Origin of the sequence: Actinomadura rubrobrunea NBRC 15275 (genome assembly GCF_001552235.1) — a bacterium.
Taxonomy (GTDB): Bacteria; Actinomycetota; Actinomycetes; order Streptosporangiales; family Streptosporangiaceae; genus Spirillospora; species Spirillospora viridilutea.
The window spans coordinates 1-18,547 of record NZ_BCQU01000066.1; the positions used below are offsets into that span (position 1 = coordinate 1).

Consider the following 18,547-nt stretch of genomic DNA (forward strand, 5'->3'; position numbering starts at 1 on the left):
GGCCGACCGGCCCGCCCCGTCCGGCGGCGCGGCGGCCGACGGGCCGGCCCCGTCCGGCGGGACGGCCGAGGCGGCGTCCGCGGGAGGCGATGCCCAGCCGTGAAGCCGCCGCCGTTCGCCTACCACGCCCCCGCCACGCTCGCCGAGGCGCTGGACGTGCTGGCCGCCCACGGCGCCGACGCCAAGGTGCTGGCGGGCGGGCAGAGCCTCATCCCGCTGCTCAACATGCGGTTGGCCGAGCCCGGCCACATCGTCGACATCAACCGCGTCGCCGGCCTGGACGGCGTGCGCATCGTCGGCTCCGAGGAGGACGCGCAGGCGCCGCCCGGCGGGCGGACCGGCGGAAAGGGGGTGCGCGTCGGCGCGCTGGCGCGGCACGCCGCCGTCGAACGCTCCGCCGGCGTCGCGGCCGTCCAGCCGCTGCTGCCCGCCGCGCTGCGGCACGTGGCGCACCCGGTGATCCGCAACCGGGGCACCGTGGTCGGCAGCCTCGCCCACGCCGACCCGGCCGCCGAGCTGCCCGCGGTGCTGGCCGTGCTGGGCGGCACGGTCGAGGCGGTGTCCGCCGCCGGGCGCCGCACGATCCCGGCCGCCGACTTCTTCACCGGCCCGCTGGAGAGCGCCCTGCGCCCCGGGGAGCTGGCCGAGGCGGCGTTCTTCCCCGCGCTGCCGCCCCGCACCGGCGTCGCGTTCACCGAGACGTCCCGCAGGCACGGCGACTACGCCCTGGCCGGGGTCGCCGCCGTGGTCGGCCTGGACGAGGACCTGCGGGTGAGCACCGCCCGCGTCGGATACCTGGGCGTGGCCGCCACGCCGCTGGTCCTCGACCTGACCCCCCGGGCCCGGCAGGCCCAGGACGGGCGCCCGCCCGGGGCCGCCGACTGGTCCGGCGTGGCCGGGTACGTCCGCGACCACCTCGACCCCGAGCCCGACATCCACGCCGGCGCCGACTACCGGCGGCACCTGGCGGGCGTGCTCACCGAACGCGCCCTGCGCGCCGCCACGGCCGACGCGCTGGACCGCGCCCAGACGCCCGGCGTCCACGACGAGGCGGAGTGGTGATGGAGGAGACCTTCGAGATCGAGCTGACCGTCAACGGCGTGCACCGCACGGCGCGGGCGCCCGCCCGGCGGCTGCTGTCCGACCTGCTGCGGCACGACCTGGGCCTGACCGGCACCCACGTCGGCTGCGAGCACGGCGTGTGCGGATGCTGCACGGTGCTGCTGGACGGCGAGCCGGTGCGGTCCTGCCTGATGCTCGCCGTGACGGCCGACGGGCACGAGATCACCACCGTGGAGGGGCTGGCGGGCCGGGACGGCACGCCGTCGCCGGTGCAGCGGGCCTTCCAGGAGTGCCACGGCCTGCAGTGCGGCTACTGCACCCCCGGGTTCCTGTGCACGGTGACGGCCCTGCTGCGCGACAACCCGCGCCCCACCGACGAGGAGGTGCTCGAAGGGATCTCCGGCAACCTGTGCCGCTGCACGGGCTACCAGAACATCGTCGCGTCGGTCCATCGGGCGGCCGAGCTCCTGGCCGAGGAGGCGCGCTGATGGGCGGCACCCGCGTCTTCGGCGAGCCGATCCCGCGGCGGGAGGACCCGAGGCTGCTCACCGGGCAGGGCCGCTACCTGGACGACCTGGGCCGCGACGCGCTCGCCGCCGCGTTCGTCCGCTCCCCGCACGCGCACGCCCGCATCCTCGACATCGACGTGACCGACGCCCTCGACGTGGACGGGCTGGTGGCGATCTACACGTGGGAGGACCTGCCGGGCCGGGTCGCCGAGCCGCTGCCGCTGCTGATCCCGCACCCGTCCCTCACCCACGGCCGCACCGCCTACCCGCTGGCGCGCGACGTCGTCCGGCACGTCGGCGAACCGGTCGCGATGGTGGTGGCGCGCGACCGCTATCTGGCCGAGGACGCGGCGTCGCGGATCCGGGTCGACTACGACCCGCTGCCCGCCGTGGTCGGGATCGAGGAGGCGGCCCGCGCCGAGCACCTGGTGCACGACGACGTGCCCGGCAACGTCGGCGCCGTCCTGGAACAGCGGACCGGCGACGTGGACGCCGCGATCGAGGCTGCCCCGCACGTGCTGGAGTTCCGCCTGGACATCGAACGCAGCGCGTCCATGCCCCTGGAGGGGCGCGGGGTGTACGCGCGGTGGGACGCCGACGACGGGTCGCTGCGGGTCTACTCGTCCACCCAGGCGTCCACCAGCGTGCGCGCCGCCATCGCCGCCAAGCTGGGCCTGCCGCCCGGGAAGGTCGAGGTGATCGCCCCCGACGTCGGCGGCGGCTTCGGCGTCAAGATCGTCCATCCGTGGCCGGAGGAGATCCTCGTGCCGTGGGCGGCCCGGCTGCTGGACCGGGAGGTCAAGTGGACCGAGGACCGGCGCGAGCACTTCGTCGCCGCCGCCCACGAGCGCGGCCAGGTGCAGCACGTGCGGGTCGGGTTCGACGACGAGGGCCGGGTGCTCGGCCTGGACGTGCGGATCCTGCACGACCACGGCGCCTACACCCCCTACGGGGTGATCATCCCGATCGTCACCTCCACCCAGCTGCTCGGCCCCTACAAGATCGGCGCCTATCGGGCGGAGGTCGTCAGCCTCTACACCAACACCGTCATCGTCACCCCGTACCGCGGCGCGGGCCGCCCCCAAGGCGTCTTCTGCATGGAGCGGACCATGGACCGCATCGCCGACCACCTCGGCCGCGACCGGGCGGCGGTGCGCGAGGTCAACCTCATCCGCCCCGACGAGTTCCCCTACGACCAGGGCCTGACCTTCCAGGACGGCCGCCCGCTGATCTACGACTCCGGCGACTACCCGGCCCTGCTCGCCCGCATCAAGGAGCTCATCGGGTGGGACTCCTTCGAGGAGGAGCGGGCGCGCGCCGCCGCCGAGGGCCGCCGCATCGGCATCGGCCTCGGCTGCTACGTCGAGGGCACGGGCGTCGGGCCGTACGAGGGCGGCCACGTCGAGATCGACACCTCGGGCCGCGTGCACGTGGCCACCGGGCTCACCTCGCAGGGGCAGGGGCACGAGACGGTGTTCGCCCAGATCGCCGCCGCCGAGCTGGGCGTCCCGGTGGAGGACGTGCGCGTCACGACCGGCGACACCCGGCGCTTCGGGTACGCGGTCGGCACGTTCGCCTCGCGGGCCGCCGTGATGAGCGGCAACGCCATCGCGCTGGCCGCCCGCAAGGTGCGGGAGAAGGCGCTGCGCATCGCCGCGGAGGCGTTGGAGGCCGACCCGCGCGACCTGGAGATCACCGACGGGGTCGTGCACGTCAAGGGCGACCCGTCGGCCGCGGTGCCGCTGCGCACCGTCGCCGTCCTGTCCAACCCGCTGCGGTACGCGTTCGACGAGGAGGCGCAGCGCGCCACGCAGTTCGCCGTCGGCGGCGACGCGACCGAGCCGCCGTTGCGGGGGGAGGAGCCGGGCCTGGAGGGCCGCGACTACTACTCGCCCGTCCGGTCGACGTTCGCGGCGGGGATGCACGCGGCGATCGTGGAGACCGACCCGGACACGGCCGAGGTGCGGATCCTGCGGTACGCGGTCGTGCACGACTGCGGCCGCCTCATCAACCCGCGCATCGTCGAGGGCCAGATCCACGGGGGAGTGGCGCAGGGCATCGGCGGCGCCCTGTACGAGCGCATGGTCTACGACGAGTCGGGCCAGCTGCTGAACGCCTCGTTCATGGACTTCCTCATGCCCTACGCGACGGAGATCCCGCGCATCGAGACCGCCCACCTGGAGACCCCGTCGCCCCTCAACCCGCTCGGCATCAAGGGCGCGGGGGAGGCGGGCGTCATCCCGGTGTCGGCCGTCATCGCCTCGGCCGTCGAGGACGCCGAAGGCATCCGCGTCCACAGCATGCCGCTGTCCCCCGACGACCTGTACCGCCTGCGCCGGCGCGCCGAACGCGACGAGTCGCTGCGCACCCGGAGCGGCGCGCGCGCCGCCCGCGAGCGCGCCACGTGACGGCGGGCCGCCCGCGGGCGGCGCCCGTCACTGCTTCTTCGTCGAGTTCTTCGTCGAGGCGGGGGCGTCGGGCGCCTCGCCGCCCAGGGAGCGGGGGATGTAGTTCTCCACGGCCGCGGGCCGGAAGCCCTGCTGCCGGATCCAGCCGAGGATCGTCTCGAACTGCTTGGCCAGGCCCTTGCGGTAGTGCATGAGGACGATGTCGCCCGGCTTGAAGCCCGTGCCGCCGTCGGCGCGGGCGAACCCGTCGTAACCGACGCCCGGGCCGGTCGTGCCGTTGTAGTACTCGGCCGACCACAGCAGCAGCGACTTGATGCCGCACTGCTTGGCGGCCTCCCGGGTCTCCCGGTTGTAGCTGCCGAACGGCGGCCGGAAGATCTGCGGCCGCCGGCCGTACTGCTGCGCGATCGTCTGGGACGCGTCGCAGATCTCCTTGCGCTGCGCCTCGGGGCTGAGCGTGCGCATGTCGGGATGGGAGACGGTGTGGTTCTCCATCCGCGACCCGGCGTTGCGCAGCGCCCAGAAGTACTGGCCCTGGCCCTTGACGTACCGGGTGGTCAGGAACGTCATGATCGGGACCTTGCGGGTGCGGACCAGCCGGACGAACTCCGGGTCGTACTCGTAGCCGTCGTCGATGGTGAGGAAGACGACCTTGTCGTTCGTGATGATGCGGTCGATGACCGGCGGCAGGCCGTCCGGGGCGGGCTGCGGCGGCGTCCACGACCCCGGCTTGGGCGCCGGCCAGCGCTGGTCGGCCACCACGGCGGCGAGCTGGCTGCGCATGGACGGGCCCTCGGGGCCGCCCGCCTCGGCGCGCACCGTGGGCCACGTCCCCGCGGCCACGCCCAGCACCCCGGCCGCCACCGTGGCGGCCACGGGCAGTTTCCCTCGCATCAGGCGCGTTCTCCCGTTCCCTCGGCCGACGACGAAGCCGTGACGCACGACGATCGGCGCTCACCGCTCTGGGTTGACGCGCGAACATCCGTCGAGGTTCGCGATGCCCGGCGGGGACCCGAGTCATGCGACGGCATACATCTGATCATGCCGTGTCCCGCGGAGCGGTCGATTCTGCCCAAGACGCGGCGTCCGCTCGGGCAGGAGTTGCCGTTCGACCCGGCGGCGGGATTTCTTAGGGTCGGTCCATGAAGGTGAACGGCACTGCCATGGTGGGCGCGCCGCTGCCGCGCGTCTGGGAGGCGCTGCAGGACCCCGGGGTGCTGGCGCGGGCCATCCCGGGCTGCCGCTCGCTGGAGGCGACCGGCGAGGACGTCTACACCATGACCGTCTCGGCGGGCGTCGCGTCCGTCCGGGGCACCTACGTGGGGCGCGTCGAGCTGACCGATCCCGACCCGCCGCGGGCGTTCACGCTGCGGGCGCGCGGGCAGGGCGCCCCCGGCACGGTCGACGCCACGGTGCGCGTGCGGCTGTCGGAGGACTCGGGCAAGGGGACCCGGGTGGACTACGAGGCGGACGCGACCGTCGGCGGCATGATCGGCGGAGTGGGGCAGCGGGTGCTCGGCACCGTCGCCCGCAAGACGGCCGCCGAGTTCTTCGCGGCCGTCGAACGCGACCTGACCCGGCCCGCCGTCCCCGCGCCGACGCCCGAGAGGGCACCCGAGAAGGCGCCGAAGGCGCCTGCGGCGGCCGCCGAGGCCGCGCCCGGCCCGATGGCGCCGACGCCCCCGGCGGCGCCGCTGCCGATGGTCGCGGCGTTCCTGTCCGGAGGCGCGGTCGCCCTGGCCGGGGTCGCGATCGGGTACGCGTTCGGCCGCAGGGCGAGGGGGCGGCGGCGATGAGGGCGTTCACCGCGGCCGCGGTGCAGTTCGCGCCGGAGCCAGGGCCGCTCACCGAGGCGTCGGTGCGGCGCAACCTCGACAAGGCCGTGTCGTGGACGCGGCGCTGCGTCGAACGTTCGGGCGCCGAGCTCGTCGTGCTGCCCGAGACGTGCACCACCGGCTTCACCCCGGGCGTGCCGGGCGCCGAGCTGCGCGACCTGGTGTCGCCGATCCCCGGCCCGGTGACCGAGCCGATCCAGGAGGTCGCGCGCGAGCTGGGCGTGCACGTGTGCTTCGGCACCTACGAGCGGGCGCCCGAGGCCGTCTACAACGCGGCGGTCCTGGTCGGGCCGGGCGGCGACGTGCTCGGCGTCTACCGCAAGGTCCACCCGTTCCGGGTCGAGGACGCCCGGCACGGCGGGTGGGCGGCGCCCGGCGGCGAGGTGACCGTGGTCGACACCCCGCTAGGCCGGATCGGCATGGCGATCTGCTTCGACGGCGACTTCCCCGAGCTGTGGCGCATCATGGCGGTGCGCGGTGCCGAGGTCGTGTGCCGTCCCTCGGCGCTGCTGCGGTCGGCCGACATCTGGGAGCTGACCACCCGCGCCCGCGCCTACGACAACCACGTGTACGTCGTGGCGGCCAACGCGGTGGGCGCCGACCCGGGGGGCGCCCTGTACTTCGGCAACTCGATGATCGTGACGCCGATCGCCGAGGTGGTGGCGCGCGCGGCCACCCACGAGGGCTGGGCGGCGGCGCGGCTGGACCCGGCCGCGGCGATGGCGTCGCTGACGCCCGGCTCGTCGGTGCCGCACTCCTTCGACCATCTGGCCGAGCGGAACCTGGAGGTGTACGACAAGTACGCCGCCGACCTGCTGGGGCCCGCGTCCACCCCGTTCCCGCGCTAGCCGGTCCGCCGGCGCGCGCCCGCCTCGGGCGGAGGCTATGTCACGTCGACCAGGTCGACGACGAAGATCAGGGTCTCGCCGGGCTTGATCGCCGGGCTGGGGCTGTGGCTGCCGTACGCCAGGTGCGGCGGGATCACCAGCTTGCGCCGCCCGCCGACCTTCATGCCCAGGACGCCCATGTCCCAGCCCTTGATCACGCGGCCGGTGCCGAGGGTGAACTCGAGGGGGCGGCCGCGGTTCCAGGACGCGTCGAACTCCTCGCCGGTGGAGAACGCGACGCCGACGTAGTGCACCGACACCTGCGAGCCCTTGACGGCCTCGGGGCCGTCCCCGACCTCGATGTCGGTGATGTCGAGGAACGCGGGCGGCTCGCCCTCGGGGAAGTCGATCTCGGGCCGTTCCAGGGCCATGGCGGGGCTCCCAGCGGTGTCGTCGGATGCGCACGCGAGGCGTCCCCGCCCCCGTGCCCGGTCGCCGTTCAGCCTAGTCCCACGGAACGGGCGGCCCGCACCCGACGCGTGAAGACCGCCAAAGATCACAGCTTCCGTTGGCAGTTTGCGACGTTTCGGCGGCGGGCCCGCCCAGGTAGACACCTGGCATGGCACGGCGGCTGCGGATCGGGATCGACACGGGCGGCACGTTCACCGACGTGGTGGCGATCGACGAGGACACCGGTGAGCTGTTCACCACCAAGACACCGTCCACCCCGGCCGATCCGGCCGAGGGGTTCGCCGACGCCGCCCGCAAGGTCCTGCGCCTGGCGGGCGCCGACGCGTCCGCGCTCACGGCGGTGTCGCACGGCACGACGGTCGCGACCAACCAGCTCCTGGAGGACCGGCTCGACGACCTGGGCTTCATCACCACCGAGGGCTTCGAGTTCCTGCTGGAGATCGCCCGGCAGAGCGTGCCCGACGGGTACGGCAACTCCTACTTCTGGGTCAAGCCGCCGCGGATCGTGCCGGTGCACCGGGTGCGCACCGTCGGCGGGCGGCTCGACCACACCGGCGCCGAGCTGCGGCCGTTCGACGAGGAGAGCGCGGCGGCGGCGGCCCGCTGGTTCCGCGACCGGGGCATCCGCGCGATCGGCGTGTGCTTCCTGCACTCCTACGCCAACCCCGCCCACGAGCTGCGCATGCGGGAGGTGCTGGCGCGCGAGCATCCCGAGGCGGTGGTGTCGCTGTCGTGCGAGGTGCTGCGCGAGTACCGCGAGTACGAGCGGTCGGTGACCACGCTGGTGGACGCCGCCGTCAAGCCCACGATGAGCCGCTATCTGGCGCGCCTGTCCGGACTGCTGCCCGCGCCGCTGCGGGTCATGAAGAGCAACGGCGGAGTGCTGTCGGCCGAGGAGGTCGTGCACCAGCCGATCACCACGGTGCTGTCCGGGCCGGCGGCCGGGGCGCTCGGCGCCGCCTACGTGGCCGCGGCCGAGGGCCGCCGCTCGGTGGTCACCCTCGACGGCGGCGGCACGTCCACCGACGTGGCCGTGGTGCTGGACGGCGAGCCGACGCTCACCACCGAGGGCGCGGTCGGCCGCCACCCCGTCAAGATCCCGATGATCGACATCGTGACGGTCGGCGCGGGCGGCGGATCGATCGCGTGGATCTCCCCGGAGGGCACCCTGAAGGTCGGGCCGCGCAGCGCGGGCGCCGACCCGGGCCCGCTGTGCTACGGACGCGGCGGCACCGAGCCGACCGTCACCGACGCGCACGCCGCGCTCGGCCGCATCCCGCCGCACCTGCTCGGCGGCGAGATCCCCTTGGACGTGGCCGCCGCGCGGGCGGGCGTGGAGGCCCTCGGGGCCGAGCTCGGCCTGTCCGGCGACCGCGCCGCCGCGGGCGTCCTGGAGATCTCGGCGTGGAACCAGGCGAACGCGATCCGGCGGATCACCGTCGAGCGCGGGCTGGACGTGCGCGACTTCCCGCTGGTCGCGTTCGGCGGGTCCGGGCCGCTGCTGGCCTGCCGGCTGCTGGACCTGCTCGGCCTGCCCGCCGCCGTGATCCCCGCCGACCCCGGCAGCCTGTCGGCGTTCGGCCTGCTCACCGTGGACGTCAAGAACGACTACGTGCGCACGCACGTCGCCCGCGACGCCGAGGTGGACCTGTCCGCCCTCGGCGCGGTCTACGCCGAGCTGGAGGGGCGGGCGGCCGACGCCCTGGAGCGCGAAGGGTTCCCGCCCGAGCGGCAGCGGTTCGCGCGCTCGGCCGACCTGCGCTACCACGGGCAGGCGTTCGAGGTGCGGGTGGCCGCGCCGGACGGGCCGGTCGACGACGCCTTCCGCGCCGAGGTCGTCCGCCGCTTCCACGACGCGCACGAGGCGCTGTACGGCTACTGCTACCGCGGCGACCCCGGCCGGCATCCGGTCGAATGGGTGAACCTGCGCGTCTCGGGGATCGGCCCGATCACCCGTCCCCGCCTGCGCGAACGGCCGCCCGGCGACGGGAACCCCGAACGCGCCCGCACCGGCGTCCGCGACGTCTACTTCGAGGGCTGGGCCCGCACCCCCGTCTACCGGCGGGACCGGCTCGCCCGCGACGACGTGCTGCACGGCCCCGCCGTCATCGAGGAGTTCGGCTCCACGGTGCCGCTGCACCCCGGCTATCAGGCCCGCGTCGACGCCCACGGCAACCTCGTGATCACGAAGGAGGAGACGCCATGAGCGAGCCGCGGCGGCACGGCGCCGCCCGGACCGGCGGCGCCGCGGAGAGCGGCGACGGCGCCGGAACGGCCCCGCGCACGCGGGCCGCGGACCCGGTCCTGGTGGAGATCGTCGAGGGGACCCTCGCGTCGGTGGAGCGCGAGGTGGAGACGGCGATCGCCCGCACCGCCCGCTCGCCCATGATCCGGGACGCGCACGACTTCCGCGCGGGCATCCACGACCGGCGGCTGCGCAAGCTCACCGGCCGCTCCTACTCGGCGCTGGTGCAGCCGGTCGTCCGGGACTACCCGATCGAGACGATGCGTCCCGGCGACGTGTACTTCCACAACGACGTGTACCTGTCCGAGGGCGGCATCGGGCACCTGCCCGACCTGTGCGTCACCGTGCCCGTCTTCCACGACGGCGAGGTGGTGGCGTTCGTGCAGGCGTTCGGCCACCACGACGACATCGGCGGCGCCGTCCCGGGCTCCATGCCCAGCCACGCCCGCAGCGCCTTCGAAGAGGGCCTCATGGTGCCGCCGATCAAGCTCTGGGACCGGGGCGCGCCGAACGAGGCGGCGCTGAAGATCATGACGCGCAACTCCCGCATGCCCGACTCCCTGGCGGGGGACCTGGACGCCGAGTGCTCGGCCTGCCTCATGGGCGCCCGCCGCCTGGCCGACCTGTTCGACCGGTACGGCCGCGCCGCCGTGGAGGACTGCTTCGACGCGATCATCGACCGGACCACCGAGACGTTCCGCCGCGAGCTGCTGTCGAAGATCCCCGACGGGACGTACGTGTGGGAGGACTACGCCGAGCACGACGGCGTGGACCCGCCGCGCCTGCACGCCCAGCGCATCACCCTCACCGTCGACTCGTCCGCCGACGTGCCGCTGGTCATCGACTTCACCGGCACGTCCCCGCAGGCCAAGGGCCCGATCAACCACGCGGGCGACTACGCCGACGGGGTGTTCCTGAAGAAGTGGCTGGCGCCCATCCTGCGCAATCTCGCCGACTCCCCCGAGCGGGCCGCCGAGCTGGACGTCAACGAGGGCGTCGTGCCGCTCATCGAGATGCGGTTCCCGGAGAAGGGCACGCTGCTGACGCCCGTGTTCCCGGCGCCGACCAACGCGCGCACGTTCGTCATCCTGCGCCTGCTGGGCGTGCTGGCCGGCGTGCTCGCCAAGGCCACGGGCGGCCGCATGCCCGCCGACCAGGAGACCATCCGCTACACCGGCGTGTACGGGGAGGACGAGCACGGCCCGTACCTGATGCGCGAGGTGCTGGGCGGCGGCTCGGGCGGGCGCCACTACGCCGACGGGGAGGACACCATCCACATCGTCCCCGACTCCCGCAACATCCCGGTCGAGTTCGCCGAGGCGCGCTGGCCGTTCGTGGTGGAGCGGCTCGGCCTGGCCGTCGACTCGGGCGGGCCGGGGAAGTTCCGCGGCGGCCTCGGCTACGACAAGCACATCCGCATGCTGCGCGACGCCCGCTTCATGTCGATCGCCGACCGTTCCATCCTGTCGTGCTGGGGCGTGAACGGAGGGCGCGCGGGCCGTCCCTTCCGCGTGGACATCTTCACGCCCGGGGAGGAGGACGCCGAGCGGATGGAGGGCCTGGTGGACGGCCACCCGGTGCGCGCCGGCCAGATCATCCGCATCCGCACGACGGGAGGCGGCGGCTGGGGCGACCCGTTCGACCGCGACCCCGAACGCGTCGCCGCCGACGTGCGCGACGGCAAGGTCTCCCTCGAGGGGGCCCGCGACGACTACGGCGTGGTGATCGTCGACGGCGTCGTCGACCGCGCCGCCACGGACGCGCTGCGCGCCCGGCTCCGCGCCGAACGCGGCCCCGCCCCGTTCTTCGACCGCGGCCCCGGCTACCCGGTGCTGTCCGGCGGCCGTCCGCACGCCGACGTGGACGTCCTCGACGGGGACGCCGGCCGGCAGGGCGACGGGAGCGGCGACGAGCGGAGCGACCGGCATGACGAGCGGAGCGACCGGCATGACGAGCGGAGCGACCGGCATACTGCCTGAAGGCGCGCGGCCTGCCCGAAGACGCACGGCACGGACGGAAGGGGAGCGATGGACCTGCTCGGAGACCCGGCGGGGGACGCGCCGGAGGCGATCCGGATGGACGGCCGGGCCGTGTCCCGGGCCGACCTGTTCGCCCGCGCGGCGGCGGTGGCGGCCGAGATCGGCGGCGCCGAGGCCGTCGCGGTGCACGCCGTTCCCACGGTCGAGACCGTGGTCGCCGTGGTGGGCGGGATCCTCGCGGGCGTGCCCGTCGTGCCGCTGCCGCCCGACTCGGGCCCGGCCGAACGGGACCACATCCTGGGCGACTCGGGGGCGCGGCTGCTGCTGGCCGCCCGCGACGCCTGGGACCCCGCGGACGGCGGCCCGCCGCTCGTCCCCGTGGACGCGCTGCCGTCCGGGACGTCCGCGCCGCCGTCGCCGCGGCCGCCGGACGACGCGACCGCGCTCATCCTCTACACCAGCGGCACCACCGGCGCCCCCAAGGGCGTGCAGATCTCCCGGGCCGCGATCGCCGCGGGCCTGGACGCGCTGGCCGAGGCGTGGAAGTGGACGGCCGGCGACGTGCTCGTCCACGGCCTTCCGCTGTTCCACGTGCACGGGCTCGTGCTCGGCGTCCTGGGCGCGCTGCGGGTCGGGTCGCCGCTGGTGCACACGGGGCGCCCCCGCCCCGCCGCGTACGCCGCGGCCGCCGACGAGCACGGCGGGTCGCTGTTCTTCGGCGTCCCCACCGTGTGGTCGCGGGTGTGCGAGGACGCGGCGTCCGCCGAGGCCCTGCGCAGGGCGCGGCTGCTGGTGTCGGGCAGCGCCCCGCTGCCGGTGCCGGTGTTCGACCGCCTCGCCGAGCTGACCGGGCACCGGCCCGTCGAGCGGTACGGCATGACCGAGACGCTCATCACCGTCTCCGCGCGCGCCGACGGCGACCGGCGGCCCGGCCACGTCGGCACCCCGCTGCCCGGAGTGGAGACGCGGCTGGCGGCCGACGACGGGTCGCCCGTCCCGTTCGACGGGGAGACGCCCGGGGAACTGCAGGTGCGGGCGCCGATGCTGTTCAGCGGCTACCTGGGCCGCCCCGAGGCCACGGCCGCCGCGTACACCCCCGACGGCTGGTTCCGCACCGGCGACATCGCCGTGATCGGGCCGGACGGGTGGCACCGCATCGTCGGCCGCGCGTCCACCGACCTGATCAAGAGCGGCGGGTACCGGATCGGCGCGGGCGAGGTGGAGAACGCGCTGCTGGCGCATCCGGCGGTGCGGGAGGCGGCGGTGGTCGGCACCCCGCACCCCGACCTCGGCGAACAGGTCACCGCCTACGTCGTGGCCGACGGCGTCGCCGGCCAGGAGCTGATCGACTTCGTGGCGGAGCGGCTGTCGGCGCACAAGCGGCCCCGCGTGGTGCACCTGGTGGACGCGCTGCCGCGCAACGCCATGGGCAAGGTCGTCAAGTCCCGCCTGGGCGAAGGGGCCGGGAAGAGCGCCTAGACCGCGGGTTGCCCCGGGGCGGGGGCTGAGGTTGTCCCCACCCTCGACTGGCGTGGCCGCACCACTGACCTTCGACGGTCGGACGGGTTGGCTGGAGACAGCAGCCGCCGCCCCGTCCGGAGGAAGTCATGAACGTCCACGCCGCCCCCGGGATGCCCGTCCTGCGCCGCCGTGCGGTCCGGCGCAGGCGGGCGATCGGGTGGGCGTTGGCCGCGGCGGCGCTCGCCGCGGGCGCCGCGATGGCGGCGGCGAGCGGCGACGCCGCGGCGACGGTGTCGGGGGCGGTGCGAGGCATCCGGGACGCGCACTGGGCGCTGGTGCCCGCGCTGGCGGTCCTCGTCGTCGTGCACTTCTGGTTCTCCGCCGTGGCGCTGCGCGGCGCGGCGGGACGGCGGCTGCCGCTGCTGCACGCCACGATGGCGCAGTTCACCGGGGCGACCGCGAACCGGGTGACCGGCGGCGGGCTCGGCACGATCGCGGTCAACGCGCGGTACCTGACCGGACGGGGCGTCCCCGCCGGGCAGGCGGTGGCGGTGGCGGGAGTCCTGCAGATCGGGGGCGCGGTCGCCGACCTGCTGCTGTTCGCGGCGGTGCTGCCGATCGCGCTGACGACCGGGGACGGCGTGCTGGTCGCGTGGCTGCGGGAGCACTTGGAAGGGCTCGGCGGACCCCTGATCGCGATCGCCGCGGCGGCCGTGCCCGCCGCGGGCGTCGCCGCGTGGGTCCTGCGAGAGCGGCTGCGCGGCCCCCTCCAGGCGTGCGCGCGGCTGGCGCGGCGTCCGGGAGACCTGGCGGTCATGCTGGCGGCGTCGGCGGCGACCACGCTGGTCATGGCCGTGGGATTCGCGCTGAGCGTGCTGGCGGTCCCCGGGGCCGCGGCACCCGGCCAGTTCGGCGCGCTGATCGTCGTCTACATGGTCGGCGCGGCGGCGGGCGGCGCGGTGCCGGGGCCGGGCGGGCTCGGCTCGACCGAGGCCGCGCTGGTCGCGCTGCTGGCCGCGTCGGGAGTCGAGACGGCCGCCGCCCTCTCCGGTGTGCTGATCTTCCGGGCCGTGTCGCACTGGGCGCCCGTCCCCATCGGACTGCTGACCGCCGGGACGATGCGCGGCGGCCAATCCGACGACGCCTCCGACGACGCCGTCGCGCCGGCCGGCACGCGCGAACAGGAGGCGCCGGTGCCCGCGCGGGCGGCCTAGACGGCCCCCGGCCGAGGACTGGACGGCCCCCGGCCGAGGACTGGACGGCCCCCGGCCGAGGACTGGACGACCCCCGGCCGAGGACGCGTCCGCCCGGGACCCGCGATGATGGTGGACGTGACTGAGCCGCTCGTACCTCGCATGCAGGGATTCGGGACGACGATCTTCGCGGAGATGTCCGCGCTGGCGGTGCGGACCGGGTCGATCAACCTCGGCCAGGGCTTCCCCGACACCGACGGCCCGCCGGGGATGCTGGACGCGGCCGTCGAGGCGATCCGCTCCGGCGGCAACCAGTACCCGCCCGGCCCCGGCCTGCCCGAGCTGCGCCGCGCCGTGGCCGAGCAGCGGCGCGCGCGGTACGGGCTGGAGTACGACCCGGACACCGAGGTCTACATCACCGTCGGCGCCACCGAGGGCATCGCCGCCTCCGTGCTGGCGCTGGCGAACCCCGGCGACGAAGTGATCGTCTTCGAGCCGTACTACGACTCCTACGCCGCCACGATCGCGCTGGCCGGCGCGGTGCGGCGGCCGGTGACGCTGCGTCCGGACGGCGGCCGCTTCACCTTCGACCCCGACGAGCTGCGCGCCGCGGTCGGCCCCCGCACCCGCATGATCCTGGTGAACTCGCCGCACAACCCGGCGGGCACCGTCTTCACCCGCGCGGAGCTGGAGGCGATCGCCGACCTGTGCCGCGAGCACGACCTGATCGCGCTCACCGACGAGGTCTACGAGTACCTGACCTTCGACGACGCCGAGCACATCCCCCTGGCGACCCTGGACGGCATGCGCGAACGCACCGTCGCGGTCTCGTCGGCGGGCAAGACGTTCTCCGTCACCGGCTGGAAGACCGGCTGGGTCACCGCGCCCGCCCCGTACGTGCGCGCGGTCCAGACCGTCAAGCAGTTCATGACGTACGCGGCCGGCGGCCCGTGGCAGCGGGCCGTCGCCTACGCGCTGCGCAACGAGCTCGACTGGGTGGCGCGGCTGCGCGACTCGCTGCAGGCCAAGCGCGACCGGCTCGTCGCGGGCCTGGAGGCGGCGGGCTTCGCGGCCGTCCGCCCGCAGGGCACCTACTTCGTCCAGGCCGACATCCGCCCGCTCGGCTTCACCGACGGCATGGAGCTGGCCCTGGCCCTGCCCGAGAAGGTCGGCGTCGTCGCCATCCCCACCCAGGTCTTCTACGACGACGCCGCGGCCGGATCGCATTTCGTCCGGTTCGCCTTCTGCAAGAAGGACGAGGTCATCGACGAGGCCGTGGAGCGCCTGCGCCGCCTCGGCTGACCGCCGCCTCGCTGACCCGGCGCACGCCCGCCGTGGGCCCCGTGGGCCTTCTCAGGAGCGCCGCACGGGCCGCCCGGCCGGGTCTCCGGGCGCGCTCGGCGCGCGCTCCAGCCGCACGGCTCGGCCGGGCGTCCTGCGCGCGCCGAACCGGCCACTTTTGCCGAACCTAGGGCGCCGGTTGGGCGATATCCGCCCAGGCGCGGCGCCCGTTTCGCGGCTACCTTCGGCCCCGTGAGCAGGCAGGAGGCGGGGCCGCTCGACGGCGAGCGGGTCCTGATCGCGCTCGGCGGCAACGCCATGACGGCGCCCGACGGCAGCGCCGCCCCGGACGCCCAGCGCGCGGCGGTCGAGGCGGCCATGGAGCACGTGGCCGACCTGGTCGCGGCGGGCGCCCGGGTGGCGCTGACGCACGGCAACGGCCCCCAGGTCGGCAACCTGCTGATCAAGAACCAGCTGGCCGCGGACGTGGTGCCGCCGGTGCCGCTGGACTGGTGCGGCGCGCAGACCCAGGCCACCGTCGGCGTGCTGATCATGAACGCGCTGGCGCGGGCCCTGGCGGCGCGCGGCGCGGACCGGCCGGTCACCGTCGTCGTCACCCGCACCCTGGTGGACGCCGCCGACCCCGCCTTCGCCGACCCGGTCAAGCCGATCGGCCGGTACTTCCCGCAGGCCGAGGCGGAGCGGTTCATGGCGCTCGGGCAGCAGTGGCGGTCCTACGGGCCGCGCGGCTGGCGGCGCGTGGTCGCCTCGCCCGAGCCGCTGGAGATCCTCGACGCGGACGCCGCGGCCCTGCTGCTCGACGCCGGCCACGTCGTGGTCGCGGCCGGCGGCGGAGGCGTGCCCGTCGTGCGCGGCGAGGACGGCGTCCTGCGCGGCGTGGAGGCGGTGGTGGACAAGGACCTGGCGGCGGCGCTGCTGGCCCGGCGGCTGGGCGCCGCCACCCTGGTGATCGCCACCGATGTGGAGCACGTCCTGGTGGGGTACGGGACCCCGCGGGAGCGTCCGCTGCGCCGCACCACCGCGCGGGAGCTGCGCACGCTGGCCGCCGCCGGGCACTTCGCCGGCGGCAGCATGGGGCCGAAGGTGACGGCGGCGTGCCGTTTCGTCGAGCGGGGCGGCCGGCGCGCCGCGATCACCTCGCTCGACCGGATCACCGACGCGGTCCGCGGCGAGGCCGGAACGATCGTCCACCCCGGCGAGCGGTGCGGCTGAGCCGGCGGCGACCCGCACGACACGAGGGCGACAAGCACGACACGAGAGCCACGACACGAGAGCAAGGAGCGGCGACGTGCCCGACCCGATCGAAGTCCGCAAGATCCCCATCGAACACGTGGCCGACGCCTCCGGGCTGGCCCGGCTCATCGACGACGGCGTGCTCGAGGCCGACCGGGTGCTCGCCGTGGTCGGCAAGACCGAGGGCAACGGCGGCGTCAACGACTACACCCGCCTGCTGGCCGACCGGGCGTTCCGCGAGGTGCTGGTCGCCAAGGGCACCCGCACCGAGGAGGAGGTCCGCAACGTCCCGCTGGTGTGGTCGGGCGGCACCGACGGGGTGCTCAGCCCGCACGCCACCGTGTTCGCCACCGTCGACCCGGCGACCGTGCCCGCCACCGACGAGCCGCGCCTGTCGGTCGGGGTCGCGATGAGCGAGGTGATCCTCCCCGAGGACATCGGCCGTCCCGCCATGGTCGAGAAGGTCGCCGCGGGGGTGCGCGAGGCCATGAAGGTCGCCGGGATCGACGACCCGGCCGACGTGCACTACGTCCAGACCAAGACGCCGCTGCTGACCCTCGACACCATCAACGACGCGCGCTCGCGCGGCCAGGACGTGGTCACCGAGGACACGCTCAAGTCGATGGACATCTCCAACTCCACCACCGCGCTGGGCATCGCGGTCGCGCTCGGCGAGATCGAGCCGCCCCGTCCCGAGCAGATCCACCGGGACCTGTCGCTGTACTCGTCGGTGGCGTCCTGCTCGTCCGGCGTGGAGCTGGACCGCGCCCAGATCGTCGTGGTCGGCAACGTGCGGGGGATCGGCGGCCGGTACCGGGCCGGGCACGCGGTCATGCGGGACGCGCTGGACGCCGACGGCATCTGGGCGGCGATCCGCTCGACCGGCCTGCCGCTGCCCGACCGCCCGCACCCCGACGACCTGGACGGCCGCCTGGTCAACGTGTTCATCAAGTGCGAGGCCGACCCGTCCGGCCGGGTGCGCGGGCGGCGCAACATCATGCTGGACGACTCCGACGTGCACTGGCACCGGCAGATCAAGGCGTGCGTGGGCGGGGTGGCCGCGTCGGTCACCGGCGACCCGGCCGTGTTCGTGTCGGTCGCCGCCGTCCACCAGGGCCCGTCCGGCGGCGGCACCGTCGCCGCCATCGCCGACCTCGGCTGAACGATCACCTCGGGTAGGCGGATAACCGCACTGGGTGGTCGCCGGAGGTTATAGCCTCGTGGCCGTGCGTCACCTGACCGTTCCCGAACCCCAGTTCCCCGACGACGACGGCTCGGCCGACCCGCGGCTGCGCGAGGCGCTGGCCGGGTACGCCGACGGCCGCCTCGGCGAGCACGCGGTCCTGCAGGCGCTGCCGGACGCGCGGCTGCTGATCCCCGTCGTGGCCGTCCTCACCGAAGAGGAGGAGGCGCCGCCGCCGGCGCCCGCCGCCGCGGGCGGCGGCCGTCCGAACCGGCCGCCGCTGCGGCGCGAGAAGTCCAGCGAGATGGCGCTGCCCACGCTGATCGGCGAGGACGGCCGCCGCGGGGTCCTCGGCTTCACCTGCCTCGACAGCCTCAAGGCGTGGCGGCCCGACGCCCGCCCGGTCGCGGTGACCGCCCGGCAGGCGTGCCGGGCGGCGCTGGACGACGGCGCGGACGCGCTCGTCGTGGACGTGGCGGGCCCGGTGCCGTTCGCCGTGGACGGCGTCCGGCTGCACCTGATGGCCGAGGGCCGCCCGATCCCGCCGCCGCACGAGGACCCGGACGTGCTGGCCGCCGTGGAGGCCGCGTTCGGCCCTGAGGAGGCGGTCAGCGGGGTGCGCGTCGACCGCGGCGGCAGGGCCGAGCTGGCCATCCGCTTCACCCTGCGGCCGGGCCACGACGAGCGCGCCGCCGTGCGCCGCGTCTCCGACCGCCTCGCGGAGATGCTCCGCGGCCGCATCGTCGGCGGCGTCGAGCTCACCGTCGTCCGCGGCTGAACCGCGCCGACCCCGCCGGGCCCCGGAAGGAAAACGAGTGGCCCGGCGCGGGACGCGGCGG

At 75.3% G+C, this 18,547-nt stretch carries 15 protein-coding genes; 13 read left to right on the forward strand and 2 right to left on the reverse strand.

Annotated elements, in window-relative coordinates:
- Positions 1-99: 99 nt before the first annotated feature.
- From AR3_RS19870 to cutA, 3 genes are read left to right on the forward strand one after another with little or no spacing between them, the layout of a single operon-like run.
- The gene (locus AR3_RS19870; protein ID WP_067915742.1) at positions 100-1,062 is read left to right on the forward strand and encodes an FAD binding domain-containing protein; all 963 of its coding nucleotides are present in this window, start codon (positions 100-102) and stop codon (positions 1,060-1,062) included.
- Positions 1,062-1,550, forward strand: a complete 489-nt coding sequence (locus AR3_RS19875; RefSeq protein ID WP_067915767.1) for a (2Fe-2S)-binding protein — start codon at positions 1,062-1,064, stop codon at positions 1,548-1,550. Before AR3_RS19870 ends, AR3_RS19875 begins: the two co-directional genes overlap by 1 nt.
- The gene (cutA, locus tag AR3_RS19880; protein WP_067915743.1) at positions 1,550-3,979 is read left to right on the forward strand and encodes an aerobic carbon-monoxide dehydrogenase large subunit; all 2,430 of its coding nucleotides are present in this window, start codon (positions 1,550-1,552) and stop codon (positions 3,977-3,979) included. The genes AR3_RS19875 and cutA overlap by 1 nt, the downstream gene beginning before the upstream one ends.
- Before the next feature lie 27 nt (positions 3,980-4,006).
- Here the strand turns inward: cutA and AR3_RS19885 are convergent, their stop codons facing one another.
- A complete protein-coding gene (locus AR3_RS19885; protein WP_067915744.1) occupies positions 4,007-4,873 on the reverse strand; it encodes a polysaccharide deacetylase family protein in 867 nt (288 codons plus the stop codon).
- A gap of 248 nt (positions 4,874-5,121) precedes the next feature.
- Between AR3_RS19885 and AR3_RS19890 the strand changes: the two genes are divergently transcribed.
- Together AR3_RS19890 and AR3_RS19895 are read left to right on the forward strand one after the other, a co-directional pair.
- A complete protein-coding gene (locus AR3_RS19890) occupies positions 5,122-5,775 on the forward strand; it encodes an SRPBCC family protein (RefSeq protein WP_067915745.1) in 654 nt (217 codons plus the stop codon).
- On the forward strand, positions 5,772-6,662 hold the full coding sequence (locus tag AR3_RS19895) for a carbon-nitrogen hydrolase family protein (protein WP_067915746.1): 891 nt from the start codon (positions 5,772-5,774) through the stop codon (positions 6,660-6,662). Before AR3_RS19890 ends, AR3_RS19895 begins: the two co-directional genes overlap by 4 nt.
- 35 nt (positions 6,663-6,697) lie before the next feature.
- Here the strand turns inward: AR3_RS19895 and AR3_RS19900 are convergent, their stop codons facing one another.
- Complete coding sequence (locus tag AR3_RS19900) at positions 6,698-7,072, reverse strand: FKBP-type peptidyl-prolyl cis-trans isomerase (RefSeq protein WP_067915747.1); 375 nt, start codon at positions 7,070-7,072, stop codon at positions 6,698-6,700.
- A gap of 188 nt (positions 7,073-7,260) precedes the next feature.
- Here AR3_RS19900 and AR3_RS19905 point away from each other — a divergent pair, with 188 nt between their 5' ends.
- The 8 genes from AR3_RS19905 (at position 7,261) to AR3_RS19940 (ending at position 18,486) form a co-directional block, all read left to right on the forward strand.
- Positions 7,261-9,318, forward strand: a complete 2,058-nt coding sequence (locus AR3_RS19905; RefSeq protein ID WP_067915748.1) for a hydantoinase/oxoprolinase family protein — start codon at positions 7,261-7,263, stop codon at positions 9,316-9,318.
- Entirely contained in the window at positions 9,315-11,336 is a 2,022-nt protein-coding gene (locus AR3_RS19910) for a hydantoinase B/oxoprolinase family protein (RefSeq protein ID WP_083951702.1), read from the forward strand. The genes AR3_RS19905 and AR3_RS19910 overlap by 4 nt, the downstream gene beginning before the upstream one ends.
- Positions 11,337-11,384: 48 nt before the next feature.
- Entirely contained in the window at positions 11,385-12,815 is a 1,431-nt protein-coding gene (locus AR3_RS19915; protein ID WP_067915749.1) for an acyl-CoA synthetase, read from the forward strand.
- Between the two features lie 128 nt (positions 12,816-12,943).
- Complete coding sequence (locus AR3_RS19920) at positions 12,944-14,011, forward strand: lysylphosphatidylglycerol synthase transmembrane domain-containing protein (RefSeq protein ID WP_067915750.1); 1,068 nt, start codon at positions 12,944-12,946, stop codon at positions 14,009-14,011.
- A 108-nt stretch (positions 14,012-14,119) separates the two neighbouring features.
- Positions 14,120-15,292, forward strand: coding sequence for a pyridoxal phosphate-dependent aminotransferase (locus AR3_RS19925; protein ID WP_067915768.1), 1,173 nt, complete (start codon positions 14,120-14,122; stop codon positions 15,290-15,292).
- Positions 15,293-15,523: 231 nt separating this feature from the next.
- On the forward strand, positions 15,524-16,504 hold the full coding sequence (locus AR3_RS19930; protein WP_227023009.1) for a carbamate kinase: 981 nt from the start codon (positions 15,524-15,526) through the stop codon (positions 16,502-16,504).
- Between the two features lie 76 nt (positions 16,505-16,580).
- Positions 16,581-17,687 carry a barbiturase gene (locus AR3_RS19935; RefSeq protein WP_067915751.1) on the forward strand — a complete coding sequence of 369 codons (1,107 nt, stop codon included), beginning with the start codon at positions 16,581-16,583 and terminating at the stop codon, positions 17,685-17,687.
- A 64-nt stretch (positions 17,688-17,751) separates the two neighbouring features.
- The gene (locus tag AR3_RS19940) at positions 17,752-18,486 is read left to right on the forward strand and encodes an SseB family protein (protein WP_067915770.1); all 735 of its coding nucleotides are present in this window, start codon (positions 17,752-17,754) and stop codon (positions 18,484-18,486) included.
- Positions 18,487-18,547 lie beyond the last annotated feature (61 nt).

Excerpts from the sequence above, each read along its gene's own strand:
- AR3_RS19875 (WP_067915767.1), top strand. The coding sequence starts at position 1,062 with ATGGAGGAGACCTTCGAGATCGAGCTGACCGTCAACGGCGTGCACCGC.
- cutA (WP_067915743.1), top strand. The coding sequence starts at position 1,550 with ATGGGCGGCACCCGCGTCTTCGGCGAGCCGATCCCGCGGCGGGAGGAC.
- AR3_RS19885 (WP_067915744.1), bottom strand. The coding sequence starts at position 4,873 with ATGCGAGGGAAACTGCCCGTGGCCGCCACGGTGGCGGCCGGGGTGCTG.
- AR3_RS19890 (WP_067915745.1), top strand. The coding sequence starts at position 5,122 with ATGAAGGTGAACGGCACTGCCATGGTGGGCGCGCCGCTGCCGCGCGTC.
- AR3_RS19895 (WP_067915746.1), top strand. The coding sequence starts at position 5,772 with ATGAGGGCGTTCACCGCGGCCGCGGTGCAGTTCGCGCCGGAGCCAGGG.
- AR3_RS19900 (WP_067915747.1), bottom strand. The coding sequence starts at position 7,072 with ATGGCCCTGGAACGGCCCGAGATCGACTTCCCCGAGGGCGAGCCGCCC.
- AR3_RS19905 (WP_067915748.1), top strand. The coding sequence starts at position 7,261 with ATGGCACGGCGGCTGCGGATCGGGATCGACACGGGCGGCACGTTCACC.
- AR3_RS19910 (WP_083951702.1), top strand. The coding sequence starts at position 9,315 with ATGAGCGAGCCGCGGCGGCACGGCGCCGCCCGGACCGGCGGCGCCGCG.
- AR3_RS19915 (WP_067915749.1), top strand. The coding sequence starts at position 11,385 with ATGGACCTGCTCGGAGACCCGGCGGGGGACGCGCCGGAGGCGATCCGG.
- AR3_RS19920 (WP_067915750.1), top strand. The coding sequence starts at position 12,944 with ATGAACGTCCACGCCGCCCCCGGGATGCCCGTCCTGCGCCGCCGTGCG.
- AR3_RS19925 (WP_067915768.1), top strand. The coding sequence starts at position 14,120 with ATGGTGGACGTGACTGAGCCGCTCGTACCTCGCATGCAGGGATTCGGG.